A 24503-nucleotide genomic window follows, 5' to 3' on the forward strand; every position below is an offset into this window, starting at 1 on the left:
GCAGCGCCCAGGCAAAGCGACTCAGGCGGCAAGCGCCTGGGTCGCGTGATCGAGGGCCGAAAGCCGTTCGTAGTGCCAGTCGGCATCGCCGAACAGGTTGGCCAGCGCGGCCAGCCGCTTGTAGCAATGACCGATTTCCATCTCGTCGGTCATGCCAACCGCGCCGTGCAACTGCACCGCGTCTTCGCCGAGTGCGCGTCCGGCAACCGAGACGAAGGCCTTGGCCAGCGAGACCGCGCGCATCCGCGCGGGCGGACTGTCCTCCAGTGCCGCAGCGGCGGCTTCGGTGATGCAGCGCGCCTGCTCGACACTGACGTACAAGTCCACCAGCCGGTGGCGGATCACCTGGTTGGCGGTCAATGGCCGCCCGAACTGTTCGCGCGTGGCCAGGTAATCGCGTGTCAGCGCGAACGCACGCGCCATGGTGCCCACGGCTTCGGCGCAGGCCATGGTGGTGGCGCGATCGATCGCCGCGTCCACCGCCGGCCACGCGCCGCCCACGGCGCCGATGCGCGCGCTGTCGTCAACGCTCACGCGACTGAGCGTGACATGAGCGGTCTGTCGGCCGTCATAGGTCGGCAGTGGCTCGATGGCGACGCCACGCGAGCCGGCCGGCACGGCGAACAGCGTCAGGCCGTCGCGCTCGCGGCGCTGGCCGCTGGTGCGCGCCAGTACCAGCAGGATGTCCGCGCTGCCGCCGGCAAGGACCAGCGTTTTGCGGCCATCCAGCGTCCAGCCCGCCGGGCGGTCGCCAGCGCCGTGCGGCCGCGCGGATGTGTCGACGTCGAACGCGTCATAGCGTCCCTGCGGCTCCCACGCGGCCAGCGCCAGCATGGTGCGTCCGTCCGCCATCGCCGCGGCGGTGGCGGCATGGGCGGGGTCGAAGCACCCGGCCAGCAGCGGCCCGCACAACGCGGCATTGGCCAGCCACGGCTCGGCGGGTTGCGCGCTGCCAAGCGCCTCCGCCAGCGCCGCCTGGTCCGCGGCATCGCCAAATCCGCCGCAGGTTTCGGGCAGGCCCAGCGCGAGCCAGCCGAAGCCGGCAAACGCCTGCCAGTGCCGGCGCGAGAATCCACCGGGCTCGGCCAGCGCCGCGCGCCGCTGTTCAAAGCCGTAGTCACGTTCGACGTAGCGCTGCACACTTTCCTGCAGCATGCGGCGGTCGTCGGGGTCGTGATCGTGGTCGTGGGAATCGCTCATGGTCCTTTCCTTTCGCAAACTGAGGGTGGCCGGGGGGCTATAGCCCGAGCACCTGCCTGGCCAGCAATTCGTGCTGGATCTCGCTGGAGCCGCCGGCAATGGTGTAGCCGCGCGTCACGAAACGCCTGGCCGAAGCGGCTGCCGCATACGCGGATTGCCCTGGGCGTGGCGCCGCCGGTTCGAAATGCGCGGCACGGTCGTAGGGCAGCGTGTCCGGGCCCAGCGCGTCGACCGCCAGGTTCTCGATGTCCTGGATCAGGCGGCTGCCGAGCAGCTTGAGCATGCCGGTCTCGGGCCCGAGCCGTTCACCCGCGCGAGCGCGCCGGCGCAAGCGCAGCACGGTCGCGGCCAGCGCTTCGAGCCGCACGTCCAGTTCGCGGAACCGGCGCGCAAACCACGGCCGCTCCGTCAATGGCTGCCCACCCTCTTCGAGCTCCGCGGCGATGGCACGTACCTTGGCCAGGCGGCGCCGGTTCTCGGCCACGCGGGCGAGGTTCAGGCGCTCATGTTCGAGCAGCGACTTGGCAATCGACCAGCCCGCGTTCTCGTCGCCGACGCGGTTGTCGGCCGGCACTTCGACATCGTCGAAGAACACCTGGTTGAAGAGGTGCCAGCCGTGGATGCCGACCAGCGGGCGCACGCTGATGCCGGGGCTGCGCATGTCGATCAGCAGGAAGCTGATGCCCTGCTGTGCGCGCGCCGCGCTGTCGGTACGCACCAGGCAGAAGATCCAGTCCGCGTACTGCGCATAGGACGTCCAGATCTTGCTGCCGTTGACGACATAGACCTCGGTGCCGTCCGCGCGCGTCTTGCGCACCGCATGCGTCTTCAGCGAGGCGAGGTCGGAGCCGGCGTTGGGCTCCGAATACCCCTGGCACCACCAGTGCTCCAGGCTGAGGATGCGCGGCAGGAAATACTGCTGCTGCGCTGGCGTGCCATAGCGGATCAGTATCGGCCCGATCATCTCGATGGAGATACCGCCGGTCTCGGGCGCGTGGGCGAGCACCAGTTCCTCCTGGAACACGGCGCGCCGCTCGGCGCTCCAGCCCAGTCCGTGCCAGTCGCGCGGCCAGTGCGGTGCAAGCCAGCCGCGTTCTGCCAGCCGGCGCTGCCAGTCGATCATCTCGTCCTTGCCGACTTCCAGGCCCAGGCGCACCTTCTCGCGCACGGCGTGCGGCAATGCCTGGACGACAAAGGCGCGCACTTCACGACGGAACTCGTGCAGCGCGGCTTCGCTGTCATGGATGGTGGAATCGCTCATGCGGGATCTCGCTTCAGTCATGGGTATCGCGGCACGCGCCGAGCCACTGCGGCAGCGCCATGCGCGTGCTGGCGGCGCGCATGCCGCGCTTGATCGCAGCCACGCCGTCCGCCGGGAATGCGGCAATGGTCGCTGCCATGCCGCACGCGCGGTCCAGTACCTGCGCGTCGGCGGTGACTTCCGTTGCGATGCCGAGCCGCAACAACTCCGCAGCGGGCACCCTGTCGCCCAGCAGGCACAACCGCGCCGCCACCGCTTCGGCGTGCCGCAGCGCGAGCCATGCCGCATTGCGCGGCGCGGCCATGCCAAGGCGGATCTCGCCGATCTGCAGGAAGGCGCCGGCGCCGCAGACCATCAGGTCGGCGGCCAGTGCCAGCGCCGCGCCGCCGTTGATCGCATGGCGCTCAAGCGCCACGATCCATGCCTTGCGGCTTTGCAGCAGCGACAGGTGGACGCGCTCCCAGACCTGCGCGAACTTCGCCATCCCGTCCGGCTCGGCCTGCAGCGCCGGCAGGTCGAGGCCCGAGCAGAATGCGCCATCGGCACCGCGCAGCACGACCGCACGGGTGGACGCGTCGGCATTGACACTGTCGATCGCCGCAGCCAATGCGCACGCCAGCGCGCCATCCACGGCATTGCGGCGCGCGGGCCGATTCAGCACGATCTCGGTCCAGCCGGCATGGCGCTCCAGCAGCACCGGCGCCGGGGTTTCGGTTGCGCTCATGCGAGCTCTCCTTGCGCGCTGCCGATGCCGATGGCGCCGGCGCGCACCAGCGCGTCGACCTCGACGGCATCGTAGCCAAGCTCGGTCAGCACTTCGGCGGTGTGCTGGCCCAGCTTCGGCACAACGCGAATGTCGTCCTCCGGCAGGCTCGCCATCGTGAACGGCAACCCCGGCAGTTCGAGCCAGCCACCCTCGCCGTTGCCAACCCTGCGCAGGATGCCGCTGGCACGCACGTCGGCGCTGGCGCCGACCTGGTGGTAATCGCGCACCACGCCGACGACCACCTGGTGGCGTTCGAGCAAGGCGCGCGCGGCGTCGCCGCTCAGGTGGCGCAGCGCATCGTGCAGCACCGCCAGCAGCGCCGCGCGGTTCTGCACGCGCAACGCATTGCTGGCGAAGCGCGGATCGTGCACGAGCGCGGGACTGCCGATCGCTTCGCACAGCCGTGCCCAGTGCTCGTCCAGATACGCGGACAGCACCACATGGCCGTCGGCTACCGCGATGACATCGGCCGCAGGCGCAGCCTTGGGCTGGCTGTTGCCGCTACGTACTGGCAGCGCGCCGGAACACTGGTACTCCGCCCAGAGCTGCGCCTGCAGTTGCACGCCAACCTGCAGCAGCGATGTCTCGATGGTTTCGCCCATGCCGGTGCGCAGGCGGCGGAACAGCGCGGCGAGAATGGCGTTGCCGGCGGCCAGCGCCGTGGCTGCGTCGATCAGCGCAAAGCCGGCTTTCAACGGCTGTCCGCCCGCTTCGCCGGTCACGGACATCATGCCGCTTTCGGCTTGCGCGGCAATGTCGAGCCCGGGCCGCGAGCGCGACGGCCCGCGCGTGCCGAAGCCGCTGATGGACGCATGGATCAGTTCCGGCCTGGCGGCGCGCAGCGTGGCGGCATCCAGCCCCAGCGCTTCCATCACGCCGTGGCGCGTGTTGTGCAGCACCACGTCGCTGGCCAGCGCGAGCCGCCGCGCCGTTTCCACGCCGCCGCGGCTGCGCAGGTCCAGCGCGATGCCGCGCTTGCCGCGGTTGTACGCCATGAACATCGGGCTCTGCGCGCTGGTGCCGTCGAAGCGCCGCGCACTGTCGCCGCGCAGCGCTTCCACCTTGACCACGTCCGCCCCGAGGTCGGCCAGCATCATGGCGGCGCCTGGCGCCGCGATGAACTGCCCGAACTCCGCTACCCGAATTCCTGCCAGCGGCAGGTCTTGACGGCTTGCCATCCGATCCACTCCATGCCGGCGCGGCCGGCGTTGCGATGATGCGAAAGGATCATGCGGCATGCACACGGATCCGGGCAGCTGTCAGGTTCGCGCTGGCGCAAACCTGCAGTTAGCACCCCACGGCGCTCCGGCCCTTGCTGCTGGCATAGCGCAGCGGGCGCCGGCTGGGAACTGCCGTGCAACGCCGGCTGCCAACCAGCGGTTCACACCGCGACGCGGTGAACGGCTGCCATCCCCCGCCAGCGCTGGGGTGGCGAGCGGCGGCCAGGTGCGGAGCGGAGTTTCCCCAATCGCCATGCGCCGTCGCCTCGACTGAAATTACCGCTGGAGGAAACCGCCACAGCAAGGCACGAGGGGTGCCGCAAACCCAGTTTTCGCTAAGGAGTCACGCATGCAGGATCTCGAGGAAAAGGCCGTCGCACTGGTGACCGGCACCGGCATCGAAGCCGTCGACGATGGTGTCTGGCTGCTGCACGGCCAGGGGCAGAGCTTTGTTGCGGATGTCGGTGGTGGCCTGCTGGTGGTCGACAGCGGCCCGGGCGGCCGCGTCACCGCCGGCATGATTGACGCGCTGCGCACGCAGACCAGCCTGCCGCTGCTGGCGATCTGCTACAGCCACGGCCATATGGGCTACAACGCCGGCGTGCGGCAGTGGCTGGACCACGCCGCGGCGCGCGGCGAAACAGCACCGCGCTTGCTGGCCCACGTGAACGTGCTGGCACGCCAGGCGCGCTACCGGGAAACCAGCCGCATGCAGGAGCGCATGGCGGAGATCCAGTTCCGCCGGTCCGCCGGCGCCCTGGCGGGCAAACTGGGCCACACCGCGCCAACCGAGACCTTTGCGGACGGCCTGACCCTGGGCCACGGCGATGCCCGCGCGGAGATCCTGTGGGCACCGTCCGAGACCGACGATGCCGTCGCGGTATGGCTGCCGGGACGCCGGCTGCTGTACGGCGGCCCGGCTGTCATCGATTCCATTCCCAACATCGGCACGCCGTTCCGCACGCTGCGCGACACCGTGCGCTGGGCCGAGACGCTGGAACGCATGGCCGCGCTGCAGCCGCGCACCGTCGTGCGCGAATTCGGACCGACGCTGCGCGGTGTGGACGAATGCGAGCGCGTGCTGACCCACACGGCGCGCGCGCTGCGCTGGCTGCGCGCCGAGGTAGTCCGGCTGATGAACGACGGCTGCAACGAGCGCCAGATGCTCGCCGCGCTCAAGCCGCCGCCGGAACTGTTCGACACGCCGTGGATGCGGCCCACGTATGGCGACCCGAGCTATATCGCACGCGACATCTATCGCTCGGAGAACGGCTGGTGGGACCGCAATGCGACCACGCTGCACCCGGCTGCGCCGCAGGAATGCGCAGCGGAGATTGCCGCGGCCGTGGCCGACCACGGCGCGCTGATCCGCCATGCGCAGTCACTCGCGGCACGGGGCGCCACCCAGCTCGCACTGCACGTGATCGACGTGCTGGCGCTGGCCCCGGGCGATGCGCCCACGCTGGCCGAAGCGCGCCGGCTCAAGGCCGCATGGCTGCGCCAGCGTGCCGGCCAGGTCAGGAGCTATGTCTCGCGCAGCCTGTACGGCACCGCCGCGGACATGCTGGAGACCGGCGCGACCGATACCTTTGGCCTTCACTGAGCCACGCCGCGCAGCCCGCGCCCAGGGGCGCGGCTATCCTATTCCAGCACCACGCCGCTGCTCTTGATGACGGCGCTCCACTTGCTCACCTCCGCATCGATGAAGCGCGCAAACGTGGCACTGTCGCCCGGCTCGGCTTGCAAGCCGAGCGCGGCCAGCTTGTTGCGCACGTCGCTGTCGGCCAGCACGGCGCTGGCATCGCGGTTGAGCTGCTGAACGATGGCGGCGGGCGTGCGCGCCGGCGCCATCAGGCCGAACCAGCCAGAACCGACCACACCCGCAAAGCCCTGTTCGGCAAAGGTGGGCGCATCCGGATAGACCGGCGTGCGCTGTTCCGATGCCACCGCCAGCACCCGCAACTGGCCCGCCTTGATAAACGGGAGCGCAGATGTGATTGCGGTCAGCGTGGCATCCACGCGGCCGGCCAGCAGTTCGGTGTAGGCGGTCGTGTCGCCGCGGTAGTGAACGCTCAGCGCCTTGAATTTCGCCTGGGCCGCGAACAGCTCGGCCGTCAGGTGCGGCCCCGAGCCCGCGCCGGGCGACGCAAAGGTAGCGCCGCCGGGTTTTGCGCGCGCCATCCGCACGAAGTCCGCGACCGAGCGCAGCGGCGAATCCGCCTTGACGATCAGGAAGATGGGGCCGATCACACGCGGGCCCACCGCGGTGAAATCCTTGTGGATGTCGTATTGCTGCGGCAGGCCGGCCGCCGTGTTGATGGCGAACGGCGCCGCCGCCCACAGCAGCGTGTAGCCGTCTGGCGCGGCGCGCGCCAGCGTCTCGTTGGCCACGCGGGTGCCGGCGCCCGGCTTGTTCTCGACCACGAACTGCTGGCCGTACTTGCGGCTCAACGCTTCGGCCAGCAGCCGGGCCGAGGTATCGTTGGACCCGCCGGGGCCGTATGGGGAGATCAGCCGCACCGTGCGCGCCGGGTATCCCTGCGCCAGCGCAGCCCACGGCGCCAGTGCCGGCGCAGCGCCCAGAAGCAACAGGTCCCGTGCGCGTGCCAGCATGGCCCGGCGCGATATCCGCGATTTCGTGTCAGTGTTCATCTTCCCCCTCCGCTCATCAGGAAATGCGGCGTACGGCCGGGATGCGGTACTGGCCTTCGATGAAGGCCGGTGCCGGGTGATAGAGACGCAGGATCAGGTAGAACGGACCCGCAGGCGCCGGCAGCCAGTTGTCGGCATGCCCCGGGCGCTTGTGCGAGATGGGAATGACCAGGCTGCCGTCGGGCTCCATGCGCAGGCCGGGTGTGCGATCGCCCACCGCGTAGCGGCCGATCTCGTTGGCGCTGAAGAAGCGGTCCTCGCCGTACAGCGAGACCGACCAGAAGGCCTGCGCGGGCGGCAGCATGCCGGGCGCAAAGCGCAACGCGTATGTGTGTTCCCCGTGCAATCGCTCACCGACCGCGTCGAAGTCGGCCATCGCGTAGATCGCCTCGTCGGCCCGCAGCGCGCCGAGGCCTTTCATGGCGGTGCAGGCGCGCTGCAGCCAGTCATCGCCATAGACGCCGAGCTTCAGGCTGTAGCCCCAGCTCTTGCGCCCCTGGCTGCGCGTATGCGCCTCGATCAGCTGCATGGCCTGGCGGTACGCGTTTTCCAGGCCCGCACGGACCTCAGCGCGTAGCGCGGCGAGGTCCACCTCGTCCTCTGCTCTCAGGCCTGCCTTGCGCAGCAGCGTCAGCACGCCCTGCTCCCGTTCGGCAGGCGGGATCTCGCGCAGCGCGTTGAACAGGTTCTGGAAGAAATCGAGCGCCTCATTGCCGGTCTCGCTCCAGGCGCGCACGCATTGGGGCAACGCCTTGCCCGGCGCGTCGAGCGCAAAGCCGCACTCGAAGGCATGGGCGGCAGCGAGGTCGCCGGGGCCCTGCACCAGCACGCGGCCCAGCAGCCAGACCAGCGAAGTCGGACAGGCCACGACATGGCTGCCTGTTGCCGTCTGGCCGGGCCCGACCAGCGTGACGGTGGCGCCTTCGGCCGGCACATTGCGCGGGCCCAGGTTCTCGAAATTGTTGGTCCAGGCGTCCAGCAGTTCCACCACGTAGTACCGGTCGCGTTCCGGCAGCGGCGGCACGCGCAGCGTGACCGGGCCGTCGGCCAGGTTGATCCAGCCGCAGAAATAAAGCAGGTCATTGGCAGGCGTGACGACGTCGCGGTCTTCATGCGTCCACTGGCGCGCGCTGGCGGACAGCGTGTTGACCGGCGCGCGGCCGTAGCCGGTTGCTGCGCTGACGGCGGTCTGCACGCGGCAGGTGCGCAAGGTCTCGATCAGCGGATAGCCGTAGATCACGACCGGCAAGGCCGCCGCGGCGACCAGCGCCTCCTGGCTGGAGCCATAGACGGGGGTGGAGAAGAACTGTGGCGCGGGATGGTTCATGCGGGACTCGGTTAATGTGAATCGGGGACGGGTGCGTGCTGGCGCGGGCAGCGTTTCATTCCTGCGCGGCACCGCTCGACTTGACCAGCGCCGCCCAGGCCGTCACATCGCTGCGCATCTGCGCGGCAAAGGCGCTGCGTGGCTGCGGTGCGTAGCGCATGCCCAGTGCATCGGCCTGCGCCCTGATGGCGGGATTGGCCATGGCGGCTACCGTAGCGCGCTCCAGCTTGTCGACGATGCCGGACGGCGTGCGTGCCGGGGCGAACAAGGCGAACCAGCTATCGACGCCGAACGCGACGCCGGCTTCGGTAAAGGTCGGCACCTCCGGCAACGCGGGCGAGCGCTCGGAGCCGGTGACGGCCAGCGCCCTCACCTTCCCGCCGCGGATCAGCGGCAGCGTGCCGGCAAGGTCGGACATGGCCACGGGCAGCGTGCCGCCGATCACATCGGTCAGCATCGGGTTGACGCCCTTGTACGGGATGTGGCGCAGGTGGATGCCGCTCAGTACGTTGAGGCTCTCGCCAGCCAGGTGGCCGCCCGAGCCCGTGCCCCACGAGCCATAGGTCAGGTCCGCGCCCGGGCGCTTCGCCGCCGCGATCAGCGCGGGCAGATCGCGGCCGGTGAAGCCGGGGCCGGCGATCAGCACATTGCCGCCGTAGAACAACCGGCTGACCGGCACGAAATCGCGCAACGGGTCATACGGCAGCTTCGGGAAGATGGCCGGCGCAATCGCATGCGTGGCGGAGATACCGAGTACCAGCGTGTAGCCATCCGGCGCGGAACGCGCGACCTGCGCCGAGCCGATGGTGCCGGTGGCACCCGCCACGTTCTCCACCACCACGGTCTGCCCGAGTTCCTTCGACAGTCCCGCCGCCAGCAGCCGGCCCACCACGTCGGTCCCGCCTCCCGGGGGAAACGGCACGACCAGCCGGATCGGCTTGTCGGGATAGGGGCCCGCATGCGCGCCGGGTGCTCCCCCGCAGATTGCGGTCACGGCGAGCGCGCCCAGTCCGCGCAGCACCATGCGCCGTGCCGGCAAGTGCGTCTGCAAATGCATGCTTGTCTCCTTTGATGTCTTGAGGTACTGCCGCGGAGCAGGCGCCCGTCTGTGCGGGCATCCTTGCCACCGTATCGTGTTGCAATGCGCTCCCTGTGTGTCTATGGAGCGGGGGGACCGGACTGGCGAAGCGTCACGACAGCGTCGGCGGCTACGAGGCCCTGCGCCGTGACAATGAACGGATTGATCTCGATCGTATCGAGCCGGTCGCCCAGTTGCGCAGCAAGCCGCGACACACTGGCCAGTACCTGTGCAGCGGTATCCAGGACGATTTGCGGATGGCCCCGGTGTCCTTCGCATAGCGCAGCGGCCTTGCTCTGGCGCAGCATGTCGCGCGCTTGCGCAGGCGACAGCGGGGCCAGGCCGCAGGCGGTCTGGCGAAAGATCTCGACGGCCGTGCCGCCGATGCCCGCCAGCGCGACCAGCCCGAACACCGGATCGCGCCGCACACCCACCATCACCTCGCCCCAGCCGCGCACCATGCGCGCCACCAGCACGCCTTCGAACGGGACCGGCGCGCCGCTGTTCGTGCGCACGCCGGCGACGGCCTGCACCATGCGGCCGAAGGCGTCGCGCACGGCCTGCGCATCGGCGAGATTCAGTGCCACGCCGCCCACATCGCTCTTGTGCAGGATGTCGCGCGAACACAGCTTCACCACCACGGGGTAGCCCAGGCGTGCGGCAATGCGCACGGCTTCTTCAGCATCGCGCGCCAGGTCATGCGGGGCCACCGGTACCCCGGCACCAGCAAGCAGCTGCATGGCCTCGTACTCGGACAGCGCCGTAGCCGTGGGCGGGACATCGCGCAGCAGACCGGCGTGCGATGCGGGTTGCGGAGGCTGATCGGCCGCGCCGCGTTCCCGTTCCATGGCCGCTGCACGCGCCAGCGTGGCCACCGCCTCCACCGCATGGCCTGGCTCGCGGAAGACCAGGCAGCCGCGGGCTTCCAGCCACGCGCGCTTGTCGTCGTCGACGATGCCCGCCATCAGCAGTGGCGCCGCCTCAGGGTCTTCGGCGAGCGCGCCGATGGTCTGCTGCAGCTCCGGCCACAGCCGCGGGGCATTGGCGCCACCGGCCAGGAATGCGGTCACGCAACCATAGGCCCCGCTGCGTGCCACGCTGGCCATGGCGTCCATGAAGACACGCGGTTGCGCCACCACCTGCCCCGTTACGTCGATCGGGTTGGCCGTGCTCGCGAACGGGATGGCGGTACACAGGGCCGCTGCCGCCGCGTCCGGCATCGGGGGCAGCGGCAGGCCCAGCTGTTCGGCGCGGTCGGCCATCATGATGCCCACGCCGCCCGACACGGTGACGATCGCCAGCGGCGTGGCGGCAGCGGCCTCGCACCCGTCCGGGCGCTGCCACGATGACGGCCGCCGGCCGCGCGACAGCACATAGCCAAGCCGGAAGAACTCTTCCAGCGTATGCGCGCGGTGCACGCCGTAGGCGTCGAACACCGCCTGGTACACCGCGTCTTCGCCGGTCAGGCTGGCCGTGTGCGATTGCGCGGAGCGCGCGCCGGCCGCGGTGGTGCCGACCTTGGTGATCACGACGGGCTTGCCGGCCGCACGCGCGGCGGCAAGTGCCTGGCGCAGGCGCGTGCCGTCGCGGCAGCCTTCGATGTAGGCCAGGATCACGCGCGTATTCGGATCATCGGCCAGCCAGGCGATCACATCGGCCACCTGCAGCCCGGCCTCGTTGCCGGTCGTGACCCAGTGGCTCAGGCCCAGGCCCGCTTCGCGCGCGAGCGCATACGCATAGGCGCCGAACGCGCCGCTCTGGCTCACCAGGCCGACTTCGCCGACCGGCGGCGTGCCGCTCAGCGCGATCGGCGAAAACGTGGCGAACATGCGCTCGCGCAGGTTCATTGCGCCCAGGCAGTTGGGACCGAGCAGCGTGACGCCGGCCTCGCGCGCGCGGCTTGCGAGCCGGGCCTGCCTCTGCACGCCGGCTTCGCCTGCCTCGGCGAAGCCCGAGGTGAAGACCACCGCGGCGCGCGCGCCGTTGCCGGCAAGCTGCGCCATGACATCCTCGCTGGCAACCGCCGGCACCGCGACGATGGCCAGGTCCACCGCCTCGCCGATATCGGACAGCGAGCCATACGCCCGCAGGCCCTGCACTTCGGCCGCGGACGGGTTGACCGGAAAGATGCGTCCCGCATAGCCGAGTTCGCGCAGCAGCCGGATCGGCATGCCACCCACCTTGTCCGGCTGGGTGGACGCACCGACCACCGCGATCGAACGCGGGTACAGCAGGGAATTCAGGTCAACCATACGGAAGTCTCCAGGTCTTGTGGCCAGGGGGCGGCTGCTATGGGTGCAGGCCGCTGGCGGCCTCGATGGATCGGACCATCTCCCTCAGCAGGGGCGCCACTTTCTTTTCCATCATCCCGCGCTTCACCTGCGAGCCGGGTACGGCACAGTTGAACAGCAGCGGACGGTTCAGGTAGCGGATGCGCGAGTAGACGCCCACGCCGTGCACGCCGATCCCCGCATCCCCTTCATTGATCGCGAAACCGCGCTTCGGGTAGTGGGCGACGTTGTGGCACAGCGTGTCGTAGAAGGCCGCGTATTCGTCGGGCCGCTCCTCGCTCGCGGCCATCATCAGCGTTTCGAACTCCGCCTTTGACAAGGTGCACAGGTAGGCGCGGCCCATTGCCGTACTGAGCACCGAGCGCACGGCGCCGGTGCCGGGGCGGGCCGGCGTGCCTTCGTTGTGGGTGCAGGACTGCAGGTAGGTCACGTCGAGCCGGTGCGCCACGCCCATCGACACGGCGCCCTCGATGCGGTCGGCCAGTTCCTGCATCAGCGGTCGGGCCACGTGGCGCACGGGTAGCCCGGTCAGGTAGGGGTAGCCGAGCGCCAGCACCTGCGCGCTGACGAAGTACTTGTCGAGCTTGGGATCCCAATCAAGATAGCCAAGCTCGAACAGCGTGCGGCAAATGCGCGACACCGTGGCGCGCGGCAGTTGCAGGCGCTGCGCGAGTTCGCCATTGCCAAGCGGGCGCGGCTCGTCGATGAAGCAGCGCAGCAAGGCAAAACCCTTGGCCAGCAAGCCCCCGAAGGACGGATCCTCGCGGCGGCGCTCGGCAATGAATTGTTCGACGGGCAGGTTCATGGCGTTTCCTCTTTAACCAGTCTGGACAGCGCGCCGCCCAGTGTCAAAAAGTGGAATCTATTTCCACATATTGGAAATATAGGCCATGACCTTGCCCCATTTACGGGTACGCCATAAGGTACAGCCGACACCGATTCGAAACCGGATTGCCCGCATGCGACTCAGCCAGATCCAGGATTTCATCGCGGTGGCGGAAGGCGGCAGCATCCGCGCCGCCGCGCGGTCGCGCGACGTGTCGGCGCCGGCGCTGACCAAGAGCATTCGCCAGCTGGAAGAGGAACTGCACGTGCCGTTGCTCACCCGGACGACGCGCGGGGTCGTGCTGTCGCACTATGGCGAGGCCTTCCTGCGCCGAGCGCGGCTGATAGCCGCCGAGGCGCGTCGGGCCACGGAAGAGATGACGCAGATGCTCGGAGCGCGGACCGGCACGGTGCGCATCGGCGTCACCGGCGGTCCTGCGCACCTGCTGCTGCCCGCCGCATTGAACCGTTTCCGCCGCCAGCATCCGGAAGTCCAGGTGAACATCGACAGCGGCCGCTATGCGGTGCATTTGCAGGATCTGCGCGCGGGCCTGATCGACGTGGCGGTGAGCCCCATTCCCGACGAAGGCATCGAGCATGACTTCATCTGCGAGCCGCTCTACAACAACGACTCCGTCGTGGTCGCGCACCGGGACCACCCGTTGCGCCATGCGCGCACGTTGCGTGAACTGGTCGGTTCCGAGTGGATACTGACCACCTGCCGCATGCACGGCCCCGGGGCGGCCATCATGGACGCCTTCCGCGCGCAGGACCTGCCGTTGCCGCACGTGGCCGTGCGCTGCGACACCTTCGGCATCATCCAGGCCCTGCTGCAGGACCGCAGGCTGCTGTGCATGGTGGCGCGCCAGCTCATGCAGGGCCGGCTGGCCGGCACGAATGGGCTGGCTGTCCTGCCGATCGAAGACCCGCTACCGAGCCACACCGTCTGCCTGGCCTACCGTGCCGATTCCCCGATGCCGCCGGTGGTGGCGAGCTTCGCCGCGCAACTGCGGCGCGAGGCGCACTACCTGATCAACATGCCGGACAGCCCGCTGCGGCGCCCCGGCGCGCAGCCGCCATTGCCGTCGCCGTTGCAGGACAGTGCAGCGACGCAGGCCTGCGCTACCGCGCGCCAGGCGCGCGCAATCGATCCGCTCATGACATAGGCGCGCCGGCATCGGCATGCGCAAACAGCTGCTGGACCGTGCCGCGAAGGTCCGCGAGATCCGCCTCGAGGCCGGCATGGTCGTGATGCAGACGCTCGGGCATAACGATGGTCGTCGTCACCCATGAAATGGCAATTGCGCGTAAGCAAACGATCGCTACGCGCGCTGGCGCGCCGCGAGCAGACGATCTCGGCGCTGAATATCGAGACGGAGCAGGACGCGAGGCCTCCCCTCACGCCGCCGCCGGCCTCAGACAGGACAATCTGATATCGTATGGCGCCCCACGCCTTGCGACACAGAAGCAAACCTGACAAGAGAGCCAAGCAATGCCCAGGCCCAACCCAGCGCTCCGACGCAGCCAGAAGGCGCCCATGACACCGATGCGCCGGCGCCTTGTCGTCACCGCCGCCATCGTGCTGGTCGCCGCACTGAGCTGGGGCGTGGCGGTCGTCGTTGAACCCGCCATCCAGCGCACCGTCGTGATCACGACCGGTGCGGACAAGGGCATCTACCGCGGATTCGCGGATCGCTATGCCCCACTGCTCAAACGTGATGGCATCACGCTGGATATCCGCAGTTCGGCCGGGTCGGTCGAAAATTTTTCCAGGCTGACCGATCCCAACAGCGAATACGACGTCGGCTTTATCCAGTCGGGCACCACTACCCCGCAGGAAACCGACCACTTGCAGACCATCGCCGCCGTATCCTACGAGCCGATCTGGGTGTTCTATCGTGGCAAGGCCACGATCGACCGGCTCGCACAGCTCAGTGGCAAGCGGATCTCGATCGGCGTGCCCGGCAGCGGCCTGCTGAATGTCTCGCGCGTATTGCTTAACCATAGTGATGTGAACACGAGCAACAGCACGCTGCTGGAAATGGACGCCGGCCAGGCCTATCAAAGCCTGCGCAATGGCGAACTCGACGCCGCCTTCTTCATCGGCAGGCCGGATGCCGAGATGCAGCAGAAGCTGCTGAATAGCGACCTGAAGCTGATGAACTTCGCCCAGGCCGACGCCCTGGTGCAGAGATTCCCCGCTCTCTCCAAGCTCACGTTCCCGCGCGCATCGACCAGCATCGCCAAGGATCTTCCGCAGGCGGACGTCACGCTGCTGGCCGCCACGGCCCTGCTGGTCTCGAAGGACACGCTGCACCCCGCCCTGGTCTACCTGCTGCTGGAGGCCGCTCGGTCCGTGCATGGCGGCGAGGACTACTTCACGCGGCTGGGTACGTTTCCCAACCTGAATACGAGCGAGTTTCCGATTTCGGACGAAAGCACGCGCTACTTCAAGTCCGGACGCCCCTTCCTGCAGCGCTACCTGCCTTTCTGGCTTGCCAGCTTCATCGAACGGCGCCTGCTGATCCTGCTGCCCTTCATGGCTTTGCTGCTCGGCTTGCTGCAAGCATTGCCGCGCATGATCGAGGCGCGGTACAAGAACCGGCTCGTAGTCTGGTACCACGAGATCAAGGCGCTGGAAGATGAAATCTGGAGAAACGAAAAGCCGACCGCGGAACAGGTCGCGCAATGGCGCGAAGAGATCGAGAACATCGATGCGCACGCCAGCCAGATACAGCTGCCGCAGCGCTACTTCCAGGATGTCTATGCACTCAAGCAGGCGATCGGCGTCGTTAGGGACCGGATTTCCCACGCCGTCGCGAGGGCAAGGAAACCCGTCGAGGACCGAGCCACGAACCGATCGTGAAAGGCATCCTTGAAGGTATACGCCGACGTCTCGCCCGTCCCAGTCAGGTATTCGCCCTCGACGTAGTAGTCGGAACTTGCCGATGGTGACGCTTCCCTCGAACCCGGCAATTGGACCGTGGGCGCCACCGGTAACGAAGCCAAGGATCGGCGTTACATTGAACCGGATTGTGTCGCCGCTGGCGAACGACCATCCCACCAAGGCCGACTACTTATCGTATGGCGCGCCCGGGCCGGTCTCCTCGGTGATGCTGACGCTGCCCGTGAAGCCATGTGGGAGGACGTCCGAGGGGGCGGCGTATCGCCCGGCCGGCGCCCCGGGTCAGGTCACCGGCGCCGGATTAAACAACGCCAGCGAGTTATACAACTTGTGGTGCTCCGCCCACGTCTTTTTGCGGCCGCTGGCCACGTCGATCATCAGGCGGAACAGCTCCCAGCCCACATCCTCGATGGTGGCTTCGCCGGTGGCGATGCGGCCCGCATTCACGTCCATCAGGTCGTGCCAGCGCCGCGCCAGGTCGCTGCGCGTGGCGACTTTGATGACAGGCACTTCGGCCAGGCCATAAGGCGTGCCGCGGCCGGTCGTGAACACGTGCAGGTTCATGCCGGCGGCCAGCTGCAGCGTGCCGCAGATGAAATCGCTCGCGGGGGTGGCCGCGTAGATCAGCCCCTTCTGCTTCAGCTTCTCGCCGGGCGACAGCACGCCGGTGATCGGTGCGCTGCCCGACTTGATGATCGAGCCCATCGCCTTTTCCACGATGTTCGACAGGCCACCCTTCTTGTTGCCCGGCGTGGTGTTGGCGCTGCGGTCCACGCGGCCGCGTTCGAGGTAGCTGTCATACCAGGCCATCTCGCGGATCATCGCCTCGGCCACTTCCGGCGTGGCGGCGCGAGCGGTGAGCTGGTCGATGCCGTCGCGCACTTCGGTGACCTCGGAGAACATCACGCTGGCGCCGGCACGCACCAGCAGGTCCGTGGCAAACCCCACCGCCGGATTGGCCGTCACGCCGGAGAACGCATCGCTGCCGCCGCACTGCACGCCGACCACCAGCTCGGACACCGGACACGTTTCGCGCCGGCGCGCATTCAGGCGCTCCAGGTGCGTCTCGGCCATCGTCATGATCGACGCGATCATCGAGGCAAAGCCGACGTGCTGCTCGTCCTGCAGGCACACCACGCCGACCTGCACTTCGCCCGCGCCGGTCTGGATCGGGATGGTGCCCGCCGGCATCAGGCGGTCCGGCTGGAGCTTCTCGCAGCCGAGGCTGACCATCATCGCGGTGCCGCCGAAATTCGGATTGAGCGCGATATTGCGCAGCGTGCGGATCGGGATGACGGCATCGGGCGCGTCGATGGCCACGCCGCAGCCGTAGGTGTGCTCCAGCCCGATCACGTCATCGACATTGGGATAGCGCGGCAGCAGCTCTTCGCGGATACGCCGCACAGCATGCTCGACCACGCCCGACACACACTGCACGGTCGTGGTGATGGCCAGGATATTGCGCGTGCCGACCGAACCATCGGGGTTGCGGAAGCCCTCGAAGGTATAGCCTTCCAGCGGCGGCAGCGGCGCCGGGAGGCGCGTGCCGACCGGCAGGTCCGTGAGGCCGGGCGCCACAGGCATTTCGATGACGCGCTCGTTGACCCAGCTGCCGCGCGGCAGGTCCTTCAGTGCGTAGCCGATCACCACGTTGTAGCGCATTACCGCATCGCCCTGCTTCAGGTCCGACAGCGCGACCTTGTGCCCTTGGGGCACGGCCTCTTGCAGGACCAGCCCGCACGGGAACTCGGCGCCGGCCGGCAGGCCGCCGTCGTTGGCGACGATGGCCACATTGTCTGCCGGATGGATGCGTATATAGAGCGGCGCCTGGACCGGCTGGGCGGCCGGGGCGCGCGAATCATGTTCGGACATGCTGTGTTTCCTGCGGTTATTGCGGGTGCCTGAGTTCCACGCGGCGAATGTCCTTGACGATCACCAGGTAGCTCAGCACCGTGACCAGTGCATGGACCCCGACGAACACCAGCGCGCCGTTGAACGAGCCGGTGACGCTCAGGATATAGCCGATCGCGATCGGCGTGACGATGCCGGCGATATTGCCGAACGTATTGAAGATGCTGCCCGCCAGGCCGATGACTTCCTTGGGCGCGGTATCCGCCACCACGGCCCAGCCCAGCGCGCCGATGCCCTTGCCGAAGAAGGCCAGCGCCATGAAGCCGACCACCAGCCACTCGGCATCGACATAGTTGCAGGCAATCATGCTGACCGACAGCAGCATGCCGGCCACGATGGGCACCTTGCGGGCAATGGTCAGCGAATGGCCGCGGCGCAGCAGTGCGTCCGAAATCATGCCGCCCAGCACGCCGCCGAGGAAACCGCAGATCGCCGGCAGCGACGCCACGAAGCCCGCCTTGAGGATGGACATGCCGCGCGCCTGCACCAGGTACACGGGGAACCAGGTCAGGAAGAAGTACGTGAGCACGTTGATGCAGTACTGGCCCAGGTACACCCCCGCCAGCATGCGGTTGCCCAGCAACTGGCGCGCATAGAACCAGCCCGCCGGCACTGCGGCCTTGCCGGTGGCGCGCCCTGCCCCTTCATTCATGTGGATCAGGCCGCCGCCCTGCTCGATATGCTCGAGTTCCGCGCGATTGACCGCCGGATGATCGGCCGGGCTGCGCATGACCTTGAGCCACAGCACGGCCAGCGCCATGCCGAACACGCCCATCCACATATAGACATGGTGCCAGCCCCAGCTGTGCGTTACCCATGCCATCAGCGGCGTGAACACCACCGCCGCGAAATACTGGGCGGCGTTGAAGATGGCGGACGCCGTGCCGCGCTCGGCAGTGGGGAACCAGCTCGCCACGACCTTGGCATTGGCCGGGAACGCCGGCGACTCGGCCAGGCCCACGGCAAAGCGCAGCATGAACAGCGCCGTCATCACCGCGCCCATCGAGGCGAACACGCCCACCCAGGCCTGCAGCAGCGTGAAGATCGACCACAGGCAGATGCTGACCGCATAGATGCGGCGCGCGCCAAAGCGGTCAAGCAGCCAGCCGCCGGGGATCTGCGCCATGACATAGGCCCAGCTGAAGGCGGAAAAAATATAGCCCATCTGCACGGCACTGAAGCCGAAGGCCTCGCGCATCGCGGGCCCGGTGATCGACAGCGTGGCACGGTCGGCATAGTTGACCGTGGTGACGATGAAGATCATCGCCAGGATCCAGTAGCGGACATTGGTGCGGCGCGCGGCGGCTGCACTGCCGGCAGCGGCCGTCGTGGCAGTGGGGGTAGGGCTTGCGTTCATCGGGTCTCCTGTGGCCATATGCCAGCAAACCCGTCAAAGGCCAACTGAGATATGTCGTCATATGACTAGGATTATAAGGAGATGATCCGTCGATCGTAGTGCGCGTTTACCCTGAAACCGCCGGATATCTTGTATTACCGCCTTTCCCTTTCCTTACAAGACATAGGGTTCCCGGGCAATCCTCATGGCCGCGCAGGTAGGTTGCCGCATGTCCATGCACGGGGTTTTCCCCAACATCGTGACGTTTGCTCTTGTCTTCTTCGATCGCTAGTTGTACGATGACGTACATTGATAACGCCACAGCAGGACTGCGGAACACCGCCCTGCCCTATCCATCATCAAATTGCCGGCCTCGGCCCAGGATGAGAGACATGACGACACCGCAAGAACTAAAGCAGATCATTTCCGAAGGCCTGCTGTCCTTCCCAGTCACCGACTTCGACGCGCAAGGCAACTTCCGCCCCGAGACCTACGTGAAGCGCCTGGAATGGCTGGCACCCTACGGTGCCTCGGCGCTGTTCGCCGCGGGCGGCACTGGCGAGTTCTTTTCGCTGACGCCGGACGACTACTCCAATGTGATCCGCACCGCGGTGGAAACCTGCCAGGGCAAGGTACCCATCCTGGCCGGCGCCGGCGGCCCGACCCGCATGGCCATCGCCTATGCGCAGGAAGCGCAGCGCCTGGGCGCCAAGGGTGTGCTGCTGATGCCCCACTACCTGACCGAAGCGAGCGAGGAAGGCATTGCCAACCACATCGAAGAAGTCTGCAAGGCGGTCAACATCGGCGTGATCGTCTACAACCGCGCCAACTCGCGCATCGGCGCCGACCTGCTGGAACGCGTGGTGGACCGCTGCCCCAACCTGATCGGCTTCAAGGACGGCGTCGGCGAGATCGAAGCCATGGTGCGCGTGCGCCGCAAGCTGGGCGACCGGCTGGCTTACCTGGGCGGCCTGCCGACCGCGGAAGTCTATGCCGCGGCCTACAAGGCGCTGGGCGTGCCGGTGTACTCGTCGGCCGTGTTCAACTTCATCCCGCGCACCGCGATGGACTTCTACCGCGCTGTTGCAGCCGATGACCATGCCACCATCGGACGCCTGATCGACGATTTCTTCTTGCCCTACCTGGACATCCGCAATCGCCGCCAGGGCTATGCGGTGAGCATCGTCAAGGCCGGCGCCCGCCTGGTCGGCCACGACGCAGGTCCGGTGCGCGCGCCGCTGACGGACCTGAACGAAGAGGAAATGGCGCAGCTCGACGCGCTGATCCGCAAGCTCGGGCCGCAGTAAGCCTGCCCCCTCCCGGGAAGCCGGGTCACGAACTGATACCCCGCCATGTGCGGGGTATCTTGTTTTATGGGACGCCATCCCACCGGGTTCACGGACAAGGTCGCAACCGCGGCCTTTCGTCGTTTACGGCAACCCGGAATGGAATAAACACGGGCTGCCACGCGTTTAGTCAGACGAATCCGCAACTCCTGGCAATGCCAGGCTTTTTTCACCGATGCGACATTGGGAGCACGTGATGTCGAGTCCATGTCTCGCGGCATTGCTTGCCGTATTGGCCCTCGCCGCTTGCGGCGGAGAGGGGGACGAACCCGGCGCAACATCCGGCGCGGGGCCGGGCATGACCGGCGGTGCATCGTCGGGAAGCGCGCCCGGATTCCAGCCGGCGCCGGGCGCAGGGGGGACTGGTGGCGGTGCAGGCGGCAACGGCAGTGCGGGAGCGGGGTCCGGAATGTAGGGAACTATGCTTGAATCGGGTATCAGCCGAAAAAAACATCACCATTCGGCATTGGAGAATGTCCATGGCTTATCGCTTAGCCAGTTGGGTGGCTGGCGCCGCGGTCGCGCTGTCCGCCTGTGCGTCCCTGCAACCGATCCAGACCGCGCAGAAAATGGTCGGTAGCCCCGAAAGCTCCGTGCGCGAGACATTCGGCGAACCCACGGAGGTCTACAAGCTCGCCGACGGCAGCGTGCGCTGGATCTATTCGCACCAGCCGCTGGGATTCGAGGTCTACGCCGCCGATTTTGATGGCAACGGCAGGCTCGTCAACTTCCGCCAGATGCTGACCGAGAAAGAAATCTACGAAGCCAGGCCAGGCGTTTGGACCAAGCGCGACATTGCGGAACGCTTCGGCATGCCGCGCGAGCCAGTCCAGTACTACCCGCTGATGAAGCGGGAGGCATGGTCGTACCGGCTCTATGCAAGCGGCTACCAGCCTGCGCACTTCAGCGCCTACTTCGACGACCAGGGCGTGCTGGATCGCACGATGATCATTGTGGATTCGTATGGAGGCGACCGGCGGCGCCGGTGAGCTTGCGCACGCGCACGGTGCTGCTGTCCGCCACGGTCGAGTTCTGAGACGGCCCGCCGCTGACGCTCCGACCACCCACTCATCTCGGCCCACCCGCGCCAAAGCGGTACACGACCAGATGGTCCGTGCCGGATTCCGCCGCCCAGGCCTCGCCCGGACGCCCGAGCATCTGGCGCACATTGGCATCCGGCCTCGGACTGGCGAAGGTCTCGAACCGGCCAGTCTGCGGGTCGAAGCGCAGGACGGCGTTCTTGCCCCAGTCGCTGAGCCATACCTTGTCCTGCTCATCCACATACATCGCATAGGCATGGGGGCTGGCGCCAGGCAGCGTCCATTCCCGCCAGCGCCCCGTGCCGGGATCGTAGGCGCCAAGCTTGCCCGCGGTCCATTCGCTGACCCATAGCACGCCCTTCGAGTCCGACCAGATGCGGCGTGGCCCGGACCGTGGCGAAGGCGGCATAACGACGTGCGCGGCACCGGAGGCCGTATCGATGCGGGCAATGTAGTCACCGGCCAGCGAAGCAAAGTAGATATCGCCCCGCGGCGTGACGGCGATGCCGTACGGACCCTGCCCGCGGGGCGCGTCGAACATGCGCATGCGGCCGCTGGCCGGATCGAGCTCGCCATAAACCCCGCTCTGCCCGGTGAACCACAGATGTCCCCGCGCATCGAACACCGCGGTGTTCAGGTTGGCATTGGCCTGTCCCGACGGAAGCGGGTAACGCTTGACGCCATGGTTCCCGGGATCGACCCGGAGAATCGAATTCTGACCGCCATCCGTGACCCATGCAGCGCCATCGGGCCCAATGATCACGCCATGCGGCGCGGACGCTTCGCCGAGGGCAATATGGATGGTCTTGCCCGTTGCCGGGTCCAGCCGCCCAAGCTCGCCCGTGCTCTGGGCCGTGTACCACACCGCGCCATCAGGCGCAGGCGCAACGTCGTGCGGATGCGCGCCGGCCGGCACCGGATAGCTCTGGACGCGTGGCGGCACTGTGCCCTGGGCACACACTGTGGTGACCGACATGGCCAGAATGCCGGCAGCCAGTACGGCACGCGGCAAGCGCAGGGACATCGCCATCTCCTGATCAGTCGAAGAATCTTCGATCCAAGCATAGGCCAGCCGACGGCCAGACGGGGACATGCGTGCCCGTATACTGCGCGATTGATCATCGAGTTCCAGTCCCGCGACTACCCAGTGCGGCACCTGAGCCGAGACCACGCTGCCGCATGAAAACCATCACGCTCTACCTGCTCACCGCCGTGGCCGAAATCCTTGGCTGCTACCTGCCCTACCTGTGGCTGCGCCAGGGCGCGAGCGCCTGGGTATTGCTGCCGGGCGCGCTGTCGCTGGCATTGTTCGCATGGCTGCTGTCCCTGCATCCCGATGCGTCCGGGCGCGTGTATGCGGCCTACGGCGGCGTCTATATCGGCGTGGCCGTGCTCTGGCTATGGCTGGTCGATGGTCTGCGGCCCAGCGCGTGGGACCTGGCCGGCGTCGGTGTTGCTTTTCTCGGCATGGCCATCATCGTGTTCCAGCCGCGCTGAGGCAGCCACGGGACGACGACTGTTCCGTTTTGGAACAGCTGTGCCAGCGCGGAACAGCCGCCCCGCCACACTGGCACAGCCGGCGCCTCGGCATCGGCGCCTGAAACCTCCGGAACCCTGAATCCACGGCGTTTTGGCCATCTGACCTGGCTCCGGCACACCTCTTGCGATATCTGCCTCGCGCGCGGCGCATCGCCGTGCCGACCAACGACTTCACAAGACGGAGCGAGACATGAACATGGCCGAGATCGCCCAGCTGGGCGTCAGCAACCCTTATAAGCAGCAGTACGAAAACTACATCGGCGGGTCGTGGGTTCCACCGGCAGGCGGCGAGTACTTCGAGGCCATCACGCCGATCACCGGCAAGCCGTTCACGCGCGTGCCGCGCTCGAAGCAGGAAGATGTCGATGCCGCGCTCGACGCCGCGCACGCCGCCAGGGCGGCCTGGGGCCGCACCTCGACCACCGAGCGCGCCAATATCCTGAACCGCATCGCCGACCGCATCGAGGCCAACCTGACGCTGCTGGCCGTGGCCGAAACCATCGACAACGGCAAGCCGGTGCGCGAGACCACCGCGGCGGACCTGCCGCTGGCGGTCGACCATTTCCGCTACTTCGCCGGCTGCATTCGCGCGCAGGAAGGCGGCATCTCCGAGATCGACGCCGAGACCACCGCCTACCATTTCCACGAACCGCTCGGCGTGGTCGGGCAGATCATCCCGTGGAACTTCCCGCTGCTGATGGCCACGTGGAAGCTCGCGCCGGCACTGGCCGCGGGCAACTGCGTGGTGCTCAAGCCCGCCGAGCAGACGCCTGCGTCCATCCTCGTGCTGATGGAGGTGATCGGCGACCTGCTGCCCCCGGGCGTACTCAACGTCATCAACGGCTTTGGCCTGGAAGCGGGCAAGCCGCTGGCATCGAGCCCGCGCATCAGCAAGGTCGCGTTCACCGGCGAGACCACCACGGGCCGGCTGATCATGCAATACGCGTCGCAGAACCTGATCCCGGTCACGCTGGAGCTGGGCGGCAAGTCGCCCAACATCTTCTTCGAGGATGTGCTGGCCGCCGACGACGCCTACTTCGACAAGGCGCTCGAAGGCTTTGCCATGTTCGCGCTGAACCAGGGCGAGGTGTGCACGTGCCCTTCGCGCGCGCTGATCCAGGAATCGATCTACGACCGCTTCATGGAACGCGCGCTCAAGCGCGTGGCGGCAATCCGGCAGGGGCATCCGCTCGACAAGGGCACCATGATCGGCGCGCAGGCGTCGGCCGAGCAGCTAGAAAAGATCCTGTCCTACATCGACCTGGGCCGCAAGGAAGGCGCGCAATGCCTGGCGGGCGGCGAACGCAACCAGCTTGATGGCGACCTGGCAGGCGGCTACTACGTGAAGCCCACCGTGTTCAGGGGCCACAACAAGATGCGCATCTTCCAGGAAGAAATCTTCGGGCCGGTGGTATCGGTCACCACCTTCAAGGACGAAGAGGAAGCGCTGGCCATTGCCAACGACACGCTCTATGGTCTCGGCGCGGGCGTCTGGACGCGCGATGGCGCGCGCGCGTTCCGCATGGGCCGCGGCATCCAGGCCGGCCGCGTGTGGACCAACTGCTATCACGCCTATCCCGCGCATGCCGCATTCGGTGGATACAAGCAGTCCGGCATTGGCCGCGAGAACCACCGCATGATGCTCGACCACTACCAGCAGACCAAGAACCTGCTGGTCAGCTACAGCCCGAACGCCCTCGGCTTCTTCTGACGATGGGCAAGGCATCGCGTTTTGGCGGAAAAATTGAATTCCCGGTCCGCCGGACGCGTGCCATGATCGCGTCGGTGCCCGCCTCTGCGGGCACC

The 24503-nt window shown here is 67.6% G+C and carries 19 protein-coding genes; 7 read left to right on the forward strand and 12 right to left on the reverse strand.

Features of this window, described 5'->3' with window-relative positions; genetic code table 11:
- Positions 1 to 21: 21 nt before the first annotated feature.
- The 4 genes from ACIGJC_RS24435 to ACIGJC_RS24450 are packed head-to-tail and all read right to left on the reverse strand — an operon-like array spanning position 22 to position 4405.
- The gene (locus ACIGJC_RS24435) at positions 22 to 1200 is read right to left on the reverse strand and encodes an acyl-CoA dehydrogenase family protein (protein WP_483711976.1); all 1179 of its coding nucleotides are present in this window, start codon (positions 1198 to 1200) and stop codon (positions 22 to 24) included.
- Positions 1201 to 1237: 37 nt separating this feature from the next.
- Positions 1238 to 2461, reverse strand: a complete 1224-nt coding sequence (locus ACIGJC_RS24440) for an acyl-CoA dehydrogenase family protein (RefSeq protein WP_483711977.1) — start codon at positions 2459 to 2461, stop codon at positions 1238 to 1240.
- A 13-nt stretch (positions 2462 to 2474) separates the two neighbouring features.
- Positions 2475 to 3185, reverse strand: a complete 711-nt coding sequence (locus tag ACIGJC_RS24445) for an enoyl-CoA hydratase/isomerase family protein (protein ID WP_483711978.1) — start codon at positions 3183 to 3185, stop codon at positions 2475 to 2477.
- Complete coding sequence (locus tag ACIGJC_RS24450) at positions 3182 to 4405, reverse strand: CaiB/BaiF CoA transferase family protein (protein ID WP_483711979.1); 1224 nt, start codon at positions 4403 to 4405, stop codon at positions 3182 to 3184. Before ACIGJC_RS24450 ends, ACIGJC_RS24445 begins: the two co-directional genes overlap by 4 nt.
- A gap of 391 nt (positions 4406 to 4796) precedes the next feature.
- Between ACIGJC_RS24450 and ACIGJC_RS24455 the strand changes: the two genes are divergently transcribed.
- Complete coding sequence (locus ACIGJC_RS24455; protein WP_483711980.1) at positions 4797 to 6050, forward strand: alkyl sulfatase dimerization domain-containing protein; 1254 nt, start codon at positions 4797 to 4799, stop codon at positions 6048 to 6050.
- 38 nt (positions 6051 to 6088) lie between these two features.
- Here the strand turns inward: ACIGJC_RS24455 and ACIGJC_RS24460 are convergent, their stop codons facing one another.
- From ACIGJC_RS24460 to ACIGJC_RS24480, 5 genes are all read right to left on the reverse strand, one after another.
- A complete protein-coding gene (locus ACIGJC_RS24460; RefSeq protein WP_483711981.1) occupies positions 6089 to 7099 on the reverse strand; it encodes a tripartite tricarboxylate transporter substrate binding protein in 1011 nt (336 codons plus the stop codon).
- A gap of 16 nt (positions 7100 to 7115) precedes the next feature.
- Positions 7116 to 8426, reverse strand: a complete 1311-nt coding sequence (locus ACIGJC_RS24465) for a DUF1254 domain-containing protein (RefSeq protein ID WP_483711982.1) — start codon at positions 8424 to 8426, stop codon at positions 7116 to 7118.
- Between the two features lie 55 nt (positions 8427 to 8481).
- A complete protein-coding gene (locus tag ACIGJC_RS24470; protein WP_483711983.1) occupies positions 8482 to 9483 on the reverse strand; it encodes a Bug family tripartite tricarboxylate transporter substrate binding protein in 1002 nt (333 codons plus the stop codon).
- A gap of 101 nt (positions 9484 to 9584) precedes the next feature.
- Positions 9585 to 11756 (reverse strand): acetate--CoA ligase family protein, encoded by a 2172-nt coding sequence (locus ACIGJC_RS24475; protein WP_483711984.1) that lies wholly within the window; start codon positions 11754 to 11756, stop codon positions 9585 to 9587.
- A 37-nt stretch (positions 11757 to 11793) separates the two neighbouring features.
- Positions 11794 to 12600, reverse strand: coding sequence for an IclR family transcriptional regulator (locus tag ACIGJC_RS24480; RefSeq protein WP_483711985.1), 807 nt, complete (start codon positions 12598 to 12600; stop codon positions 11794 to 11796).
- A gap of 154 nt (positions 12601 to 12754) precedes the next feature.
- Between ACIGJC_RS24480 and ACIGJC_RS24485 the strand changes: the two genes are divergently transcribed.
- Together ACIGJC_RS24485 and ACIGJC_RS24490 are read left to right on the forward strand one after the other, a co-directional pair.
- Complete coding sequence (locus ACIGJC_RS24485; RefSeq protein ID WP_483711986.1) at positions 12755 to 13786, forward strand: LysR family transcriptional regulator; 1032 nt, start codon at positions 12755 to 12757, stop codon at positions 13784 to 13786.
- 371 nt (positions 13787 to 14157) lie between these two features.
- Positions 14158 to 15486 (forward strand): TAXI family TRAP transporter solute-binding subunit, encoded by a 1329-nt coding sequence (locus tag ACIGJC_RS24490; protein ID WP_483711987.1) that lies wholly within the window; start codon positions 14158 to 14160, stop codon positions 15484 to 15486.
- A 321-nt stretch (positions 15487 to 15807) separates the two neighbouring features.
- Here ACIGJC_RS24490 and garD read toward each other — a convergent pair whose 3' ends face one another.
- Together garD and ACIGJC_RS24500 are read right to left on the reverse strand one after the other, a co-directional pair.
- Positions 15808 to 17397, reverse strand: a complete 1590-nt coding sequence (gene garD, locus ACIGJC_RS24495) for a galactarate dehydratase (protein ID WP_483711988.1) — start codon at positions 17395 to 17397, stop codon at positions 15808 to 15810.
- 16 nt (positions 17398 to 17413) lie between these two features.
- Complete coding sequence (locus ACIGJC_RS24500) at positions 17414 to 18793, reverse strand: MFS transporter (protein ID WP_483711989.1); 1380 nt, start codon at positions 18791 to 18793, stop codon at positions 17414 to 17416.
- 371 nt (positions 18794 to 19164) lie between these two features.
- On the opposite strand from ACIGJC_RS24500, the gene kdgD reads away from it, so the two are divergent.
- A complete protein-coding gene (gene kdgD / locus ACIGJC_RS24505) occupies positions 19165 to 20079 on the forward strand; it encodes a 5-dehydro-4-deoxyglucarate dehydratase (protein WP_483711990.1) in 915 nt (304 codons plus the stop codon).
- 518 nt (positions 20080 to 20597) lie between these two features.
- Entirely contained in the window at positions 20598 to 21107 is a 510-nt protein-coding gene (locus ACIGJC_RS24510) for a hypothetical protein (protein ID WP_483711991.1), read from the forward strand.
- A 79-nt stretch (positions 21108 to 21186) separates the two neighbouring features.
- Here the strand turns inward: ACIGJC_RS24510 and ACIGJC_RS24515 are convergent, their stop codons facing one another.
- Positions 21187 to 22182, reverse strand: a complete 996-nt coding sequence (locus tag ACIGJC_RS24515; protein WP_483711992.1) for a Vgb family protein — start codon at positions 22180 to 22182, stop codon at positions 21187 to 21189.
- A 155-nt stretch (positions 22183 to 22337) separates the two neighbouring features.
- Between ACIGJC_RS24515 and ACIGJC_RS24520 the strand changes: the two genes are divergently transcribed.
- Positions 22338 to 22655 carry a YnfA family protein gene (locus ACIGJC_RS24520; RefSeq protein WP_483711993.1) on the forward strand — a complete coding sequence of 106 codons (318 nt, stop codon included), beginning with the start codon at positions 22338 to 22340 and terminating at the stop codon, positions 22653 to 22655.
- 232 nt (positions 22656 to 22887) lie between these two features.
- Positions 22888 to 24408 carry an aldehyde dehydrogenase gene (gene adh / locus ACIGJC_RS24525; RefSeq protein ID WP_483711994.1) on the forward strand — a complete coding sequence of 507 codons (1521 nt, stop codon included), beginning with the start codon at positions 22888 to 22890 and terminating at the stop codon, positions 24406 to 24408.
- The last annotated feature ends 95 nt before the right edge of the window (positions 24409 to 24503 follow it).

Source organism: Cupriavidus sp. C3SS-1 (genome assembly GCF_057073755.1).

What these genes read in the sequence shown, in the direction of transcription:
- ACIGJC_RS24450 (WP_483711979.1), bottom strand. Translation starts at nt 4,405, where the DNA reads ATGGCAAGCCGTCAAGACCTGCCGCTGGCAGGAATTCGGGTAGCGGAG.
- ACIGJC_RS24480 (WP_483711985.1), bottom strand. Translation starts at nt 12,600, where the DNA reads ATGAACCTGCCCGTCGAACAATTCATTGCCGAGCGCCGCCGCGAGGAT.
- ACIGJC_RS24465 (WP_483711982.1), bottom strand. Translation starts at nt 8,426, where the DNA reads ATGAACCATCCCGCGCCACAGTTCTTCTCCACCCCCGTCTATGGCTCC.
- ACIGJC_RS24440 (WP_483711977.1), bottom strand. Translation starts at nt 2,461, where the DNA reads ATGAGCGATTCCACCATCCATGACAGCGAAGCCGCGCTGCACGAGTTC.
- ACIGJC_RS24510 (WP_483711991.1), top strand. Translation starts at nt 20,598, where the DNA reads ATGGCTTATCGCTTAGCCAGTTGGGTGGCTGGCGCCGCGGTCGCGCTG.
- ACIGJC_RS24475 (WP_483711984.1), bottom strand. Translation starts at nt 11,756, where the DNA reads ATGGTTGACCTGAATTCCCTGCTGTACCCGCGTTCGATCGCGGTGGTC.
- ACIGJC_RS24435 (WP_483711976.1), bottom strand. Translation starts at nt 1,200, where the DNA reads ATGAGCGATTCCCACGACCACGATCACGACCCCGACGACCGCCGCATG.
- ACIGJC_RS24460 (WP_483711981.1), bottom strand. Translation starts at nt 7,099, where the DNA reads ATGAACACTGACACGAAATCGCGGATATCGCGCCGGGCCATGCTGGCA.
- ACIGJC_RS24485 (WP_483711986.1), top strand. Translation starts at nt 12,755, where the DNA reads ATGCGACTCAGCCAGATCCAGGATTTCATCGCGGTGGCGGAAGGCGGC.
- ACIGJC_RS24455 (WP_483711980.1), top strand. Translation starts at nt 4,797, where the DNA reads ATGCAGGATCTCGAGGAAAAGGCCGTCGCACTGGTGACCGGCACCGGC.
- kdgD (WP_483711990.1), top strand. Translation starts at nt 19,165, where the DNA reads ATGACGACACCGCAAGAACTAAAGCAGATCATTTCCGAAGGCCTGCTG.
- ACIGJC_RS24445 (WP_483711978.1), bottom strand. Translation starts at nt 3,185, where the DNA reads ATGAGCGCAACCGAAACCCCGGCGCCGGTGCTGCTGGAGCGCCATGCC.
- ACIGJC_RS24470 (WP_483711983.1), bottom strand. Translation starts at nt 9,483, where the DNA reads ATGCATTTGCAGACGCACTTGCCGGCACGGCGCATGGTGCTGCGCGGA.
- garD (WP_483711988.1), bottom strand. Translation starts at nt 17,397, where the DNA reads ATGTCCGAACATGATTCGCGCGCCCCGGCCGCCCAGCCGGTCCAGGCG.
- adh (WP_483711994.1), top strand. Translation starts at nt 22,888, where the DNA reads ATGAACATGGCCGAGATCGCCCAGCTGGGCGTCAGCAACCCTTATAAG.
- ACIGJC_RS24500 (WP_483711989.1), bottom strand. Translation starts at nt 18,793, where the DNA reads ATGAACGCAAGCCCTACCCCCACTGCCACGACGGCCGCTGCCGGCAGT.
- ACIGJC_RS24490 (WP_483711987.1), top strand. Translation starts at nt 14,158, where the DNA reads ATGACACCGATGCGCCGGCGCCTTGTCGTCACCGCCGCCATCGTGCTG.
- ACIGJC_RS24520 (WP_483711993.1), top strand. Translation starts at nt 22,338, where the DNA reads ATGAAAACCATCACGCTCTACCTGCTCACCGCCGTGGCCGAAATCCTT.
- ACIGJC_RS24515 (WP_483711992.1), bottom strand. Translation starts at nt 22,182, where the DNA reads ATGTCCCTGCGCTTGCCGCGTGCCGTACTGGCTGCCGGCATTCTGGCC.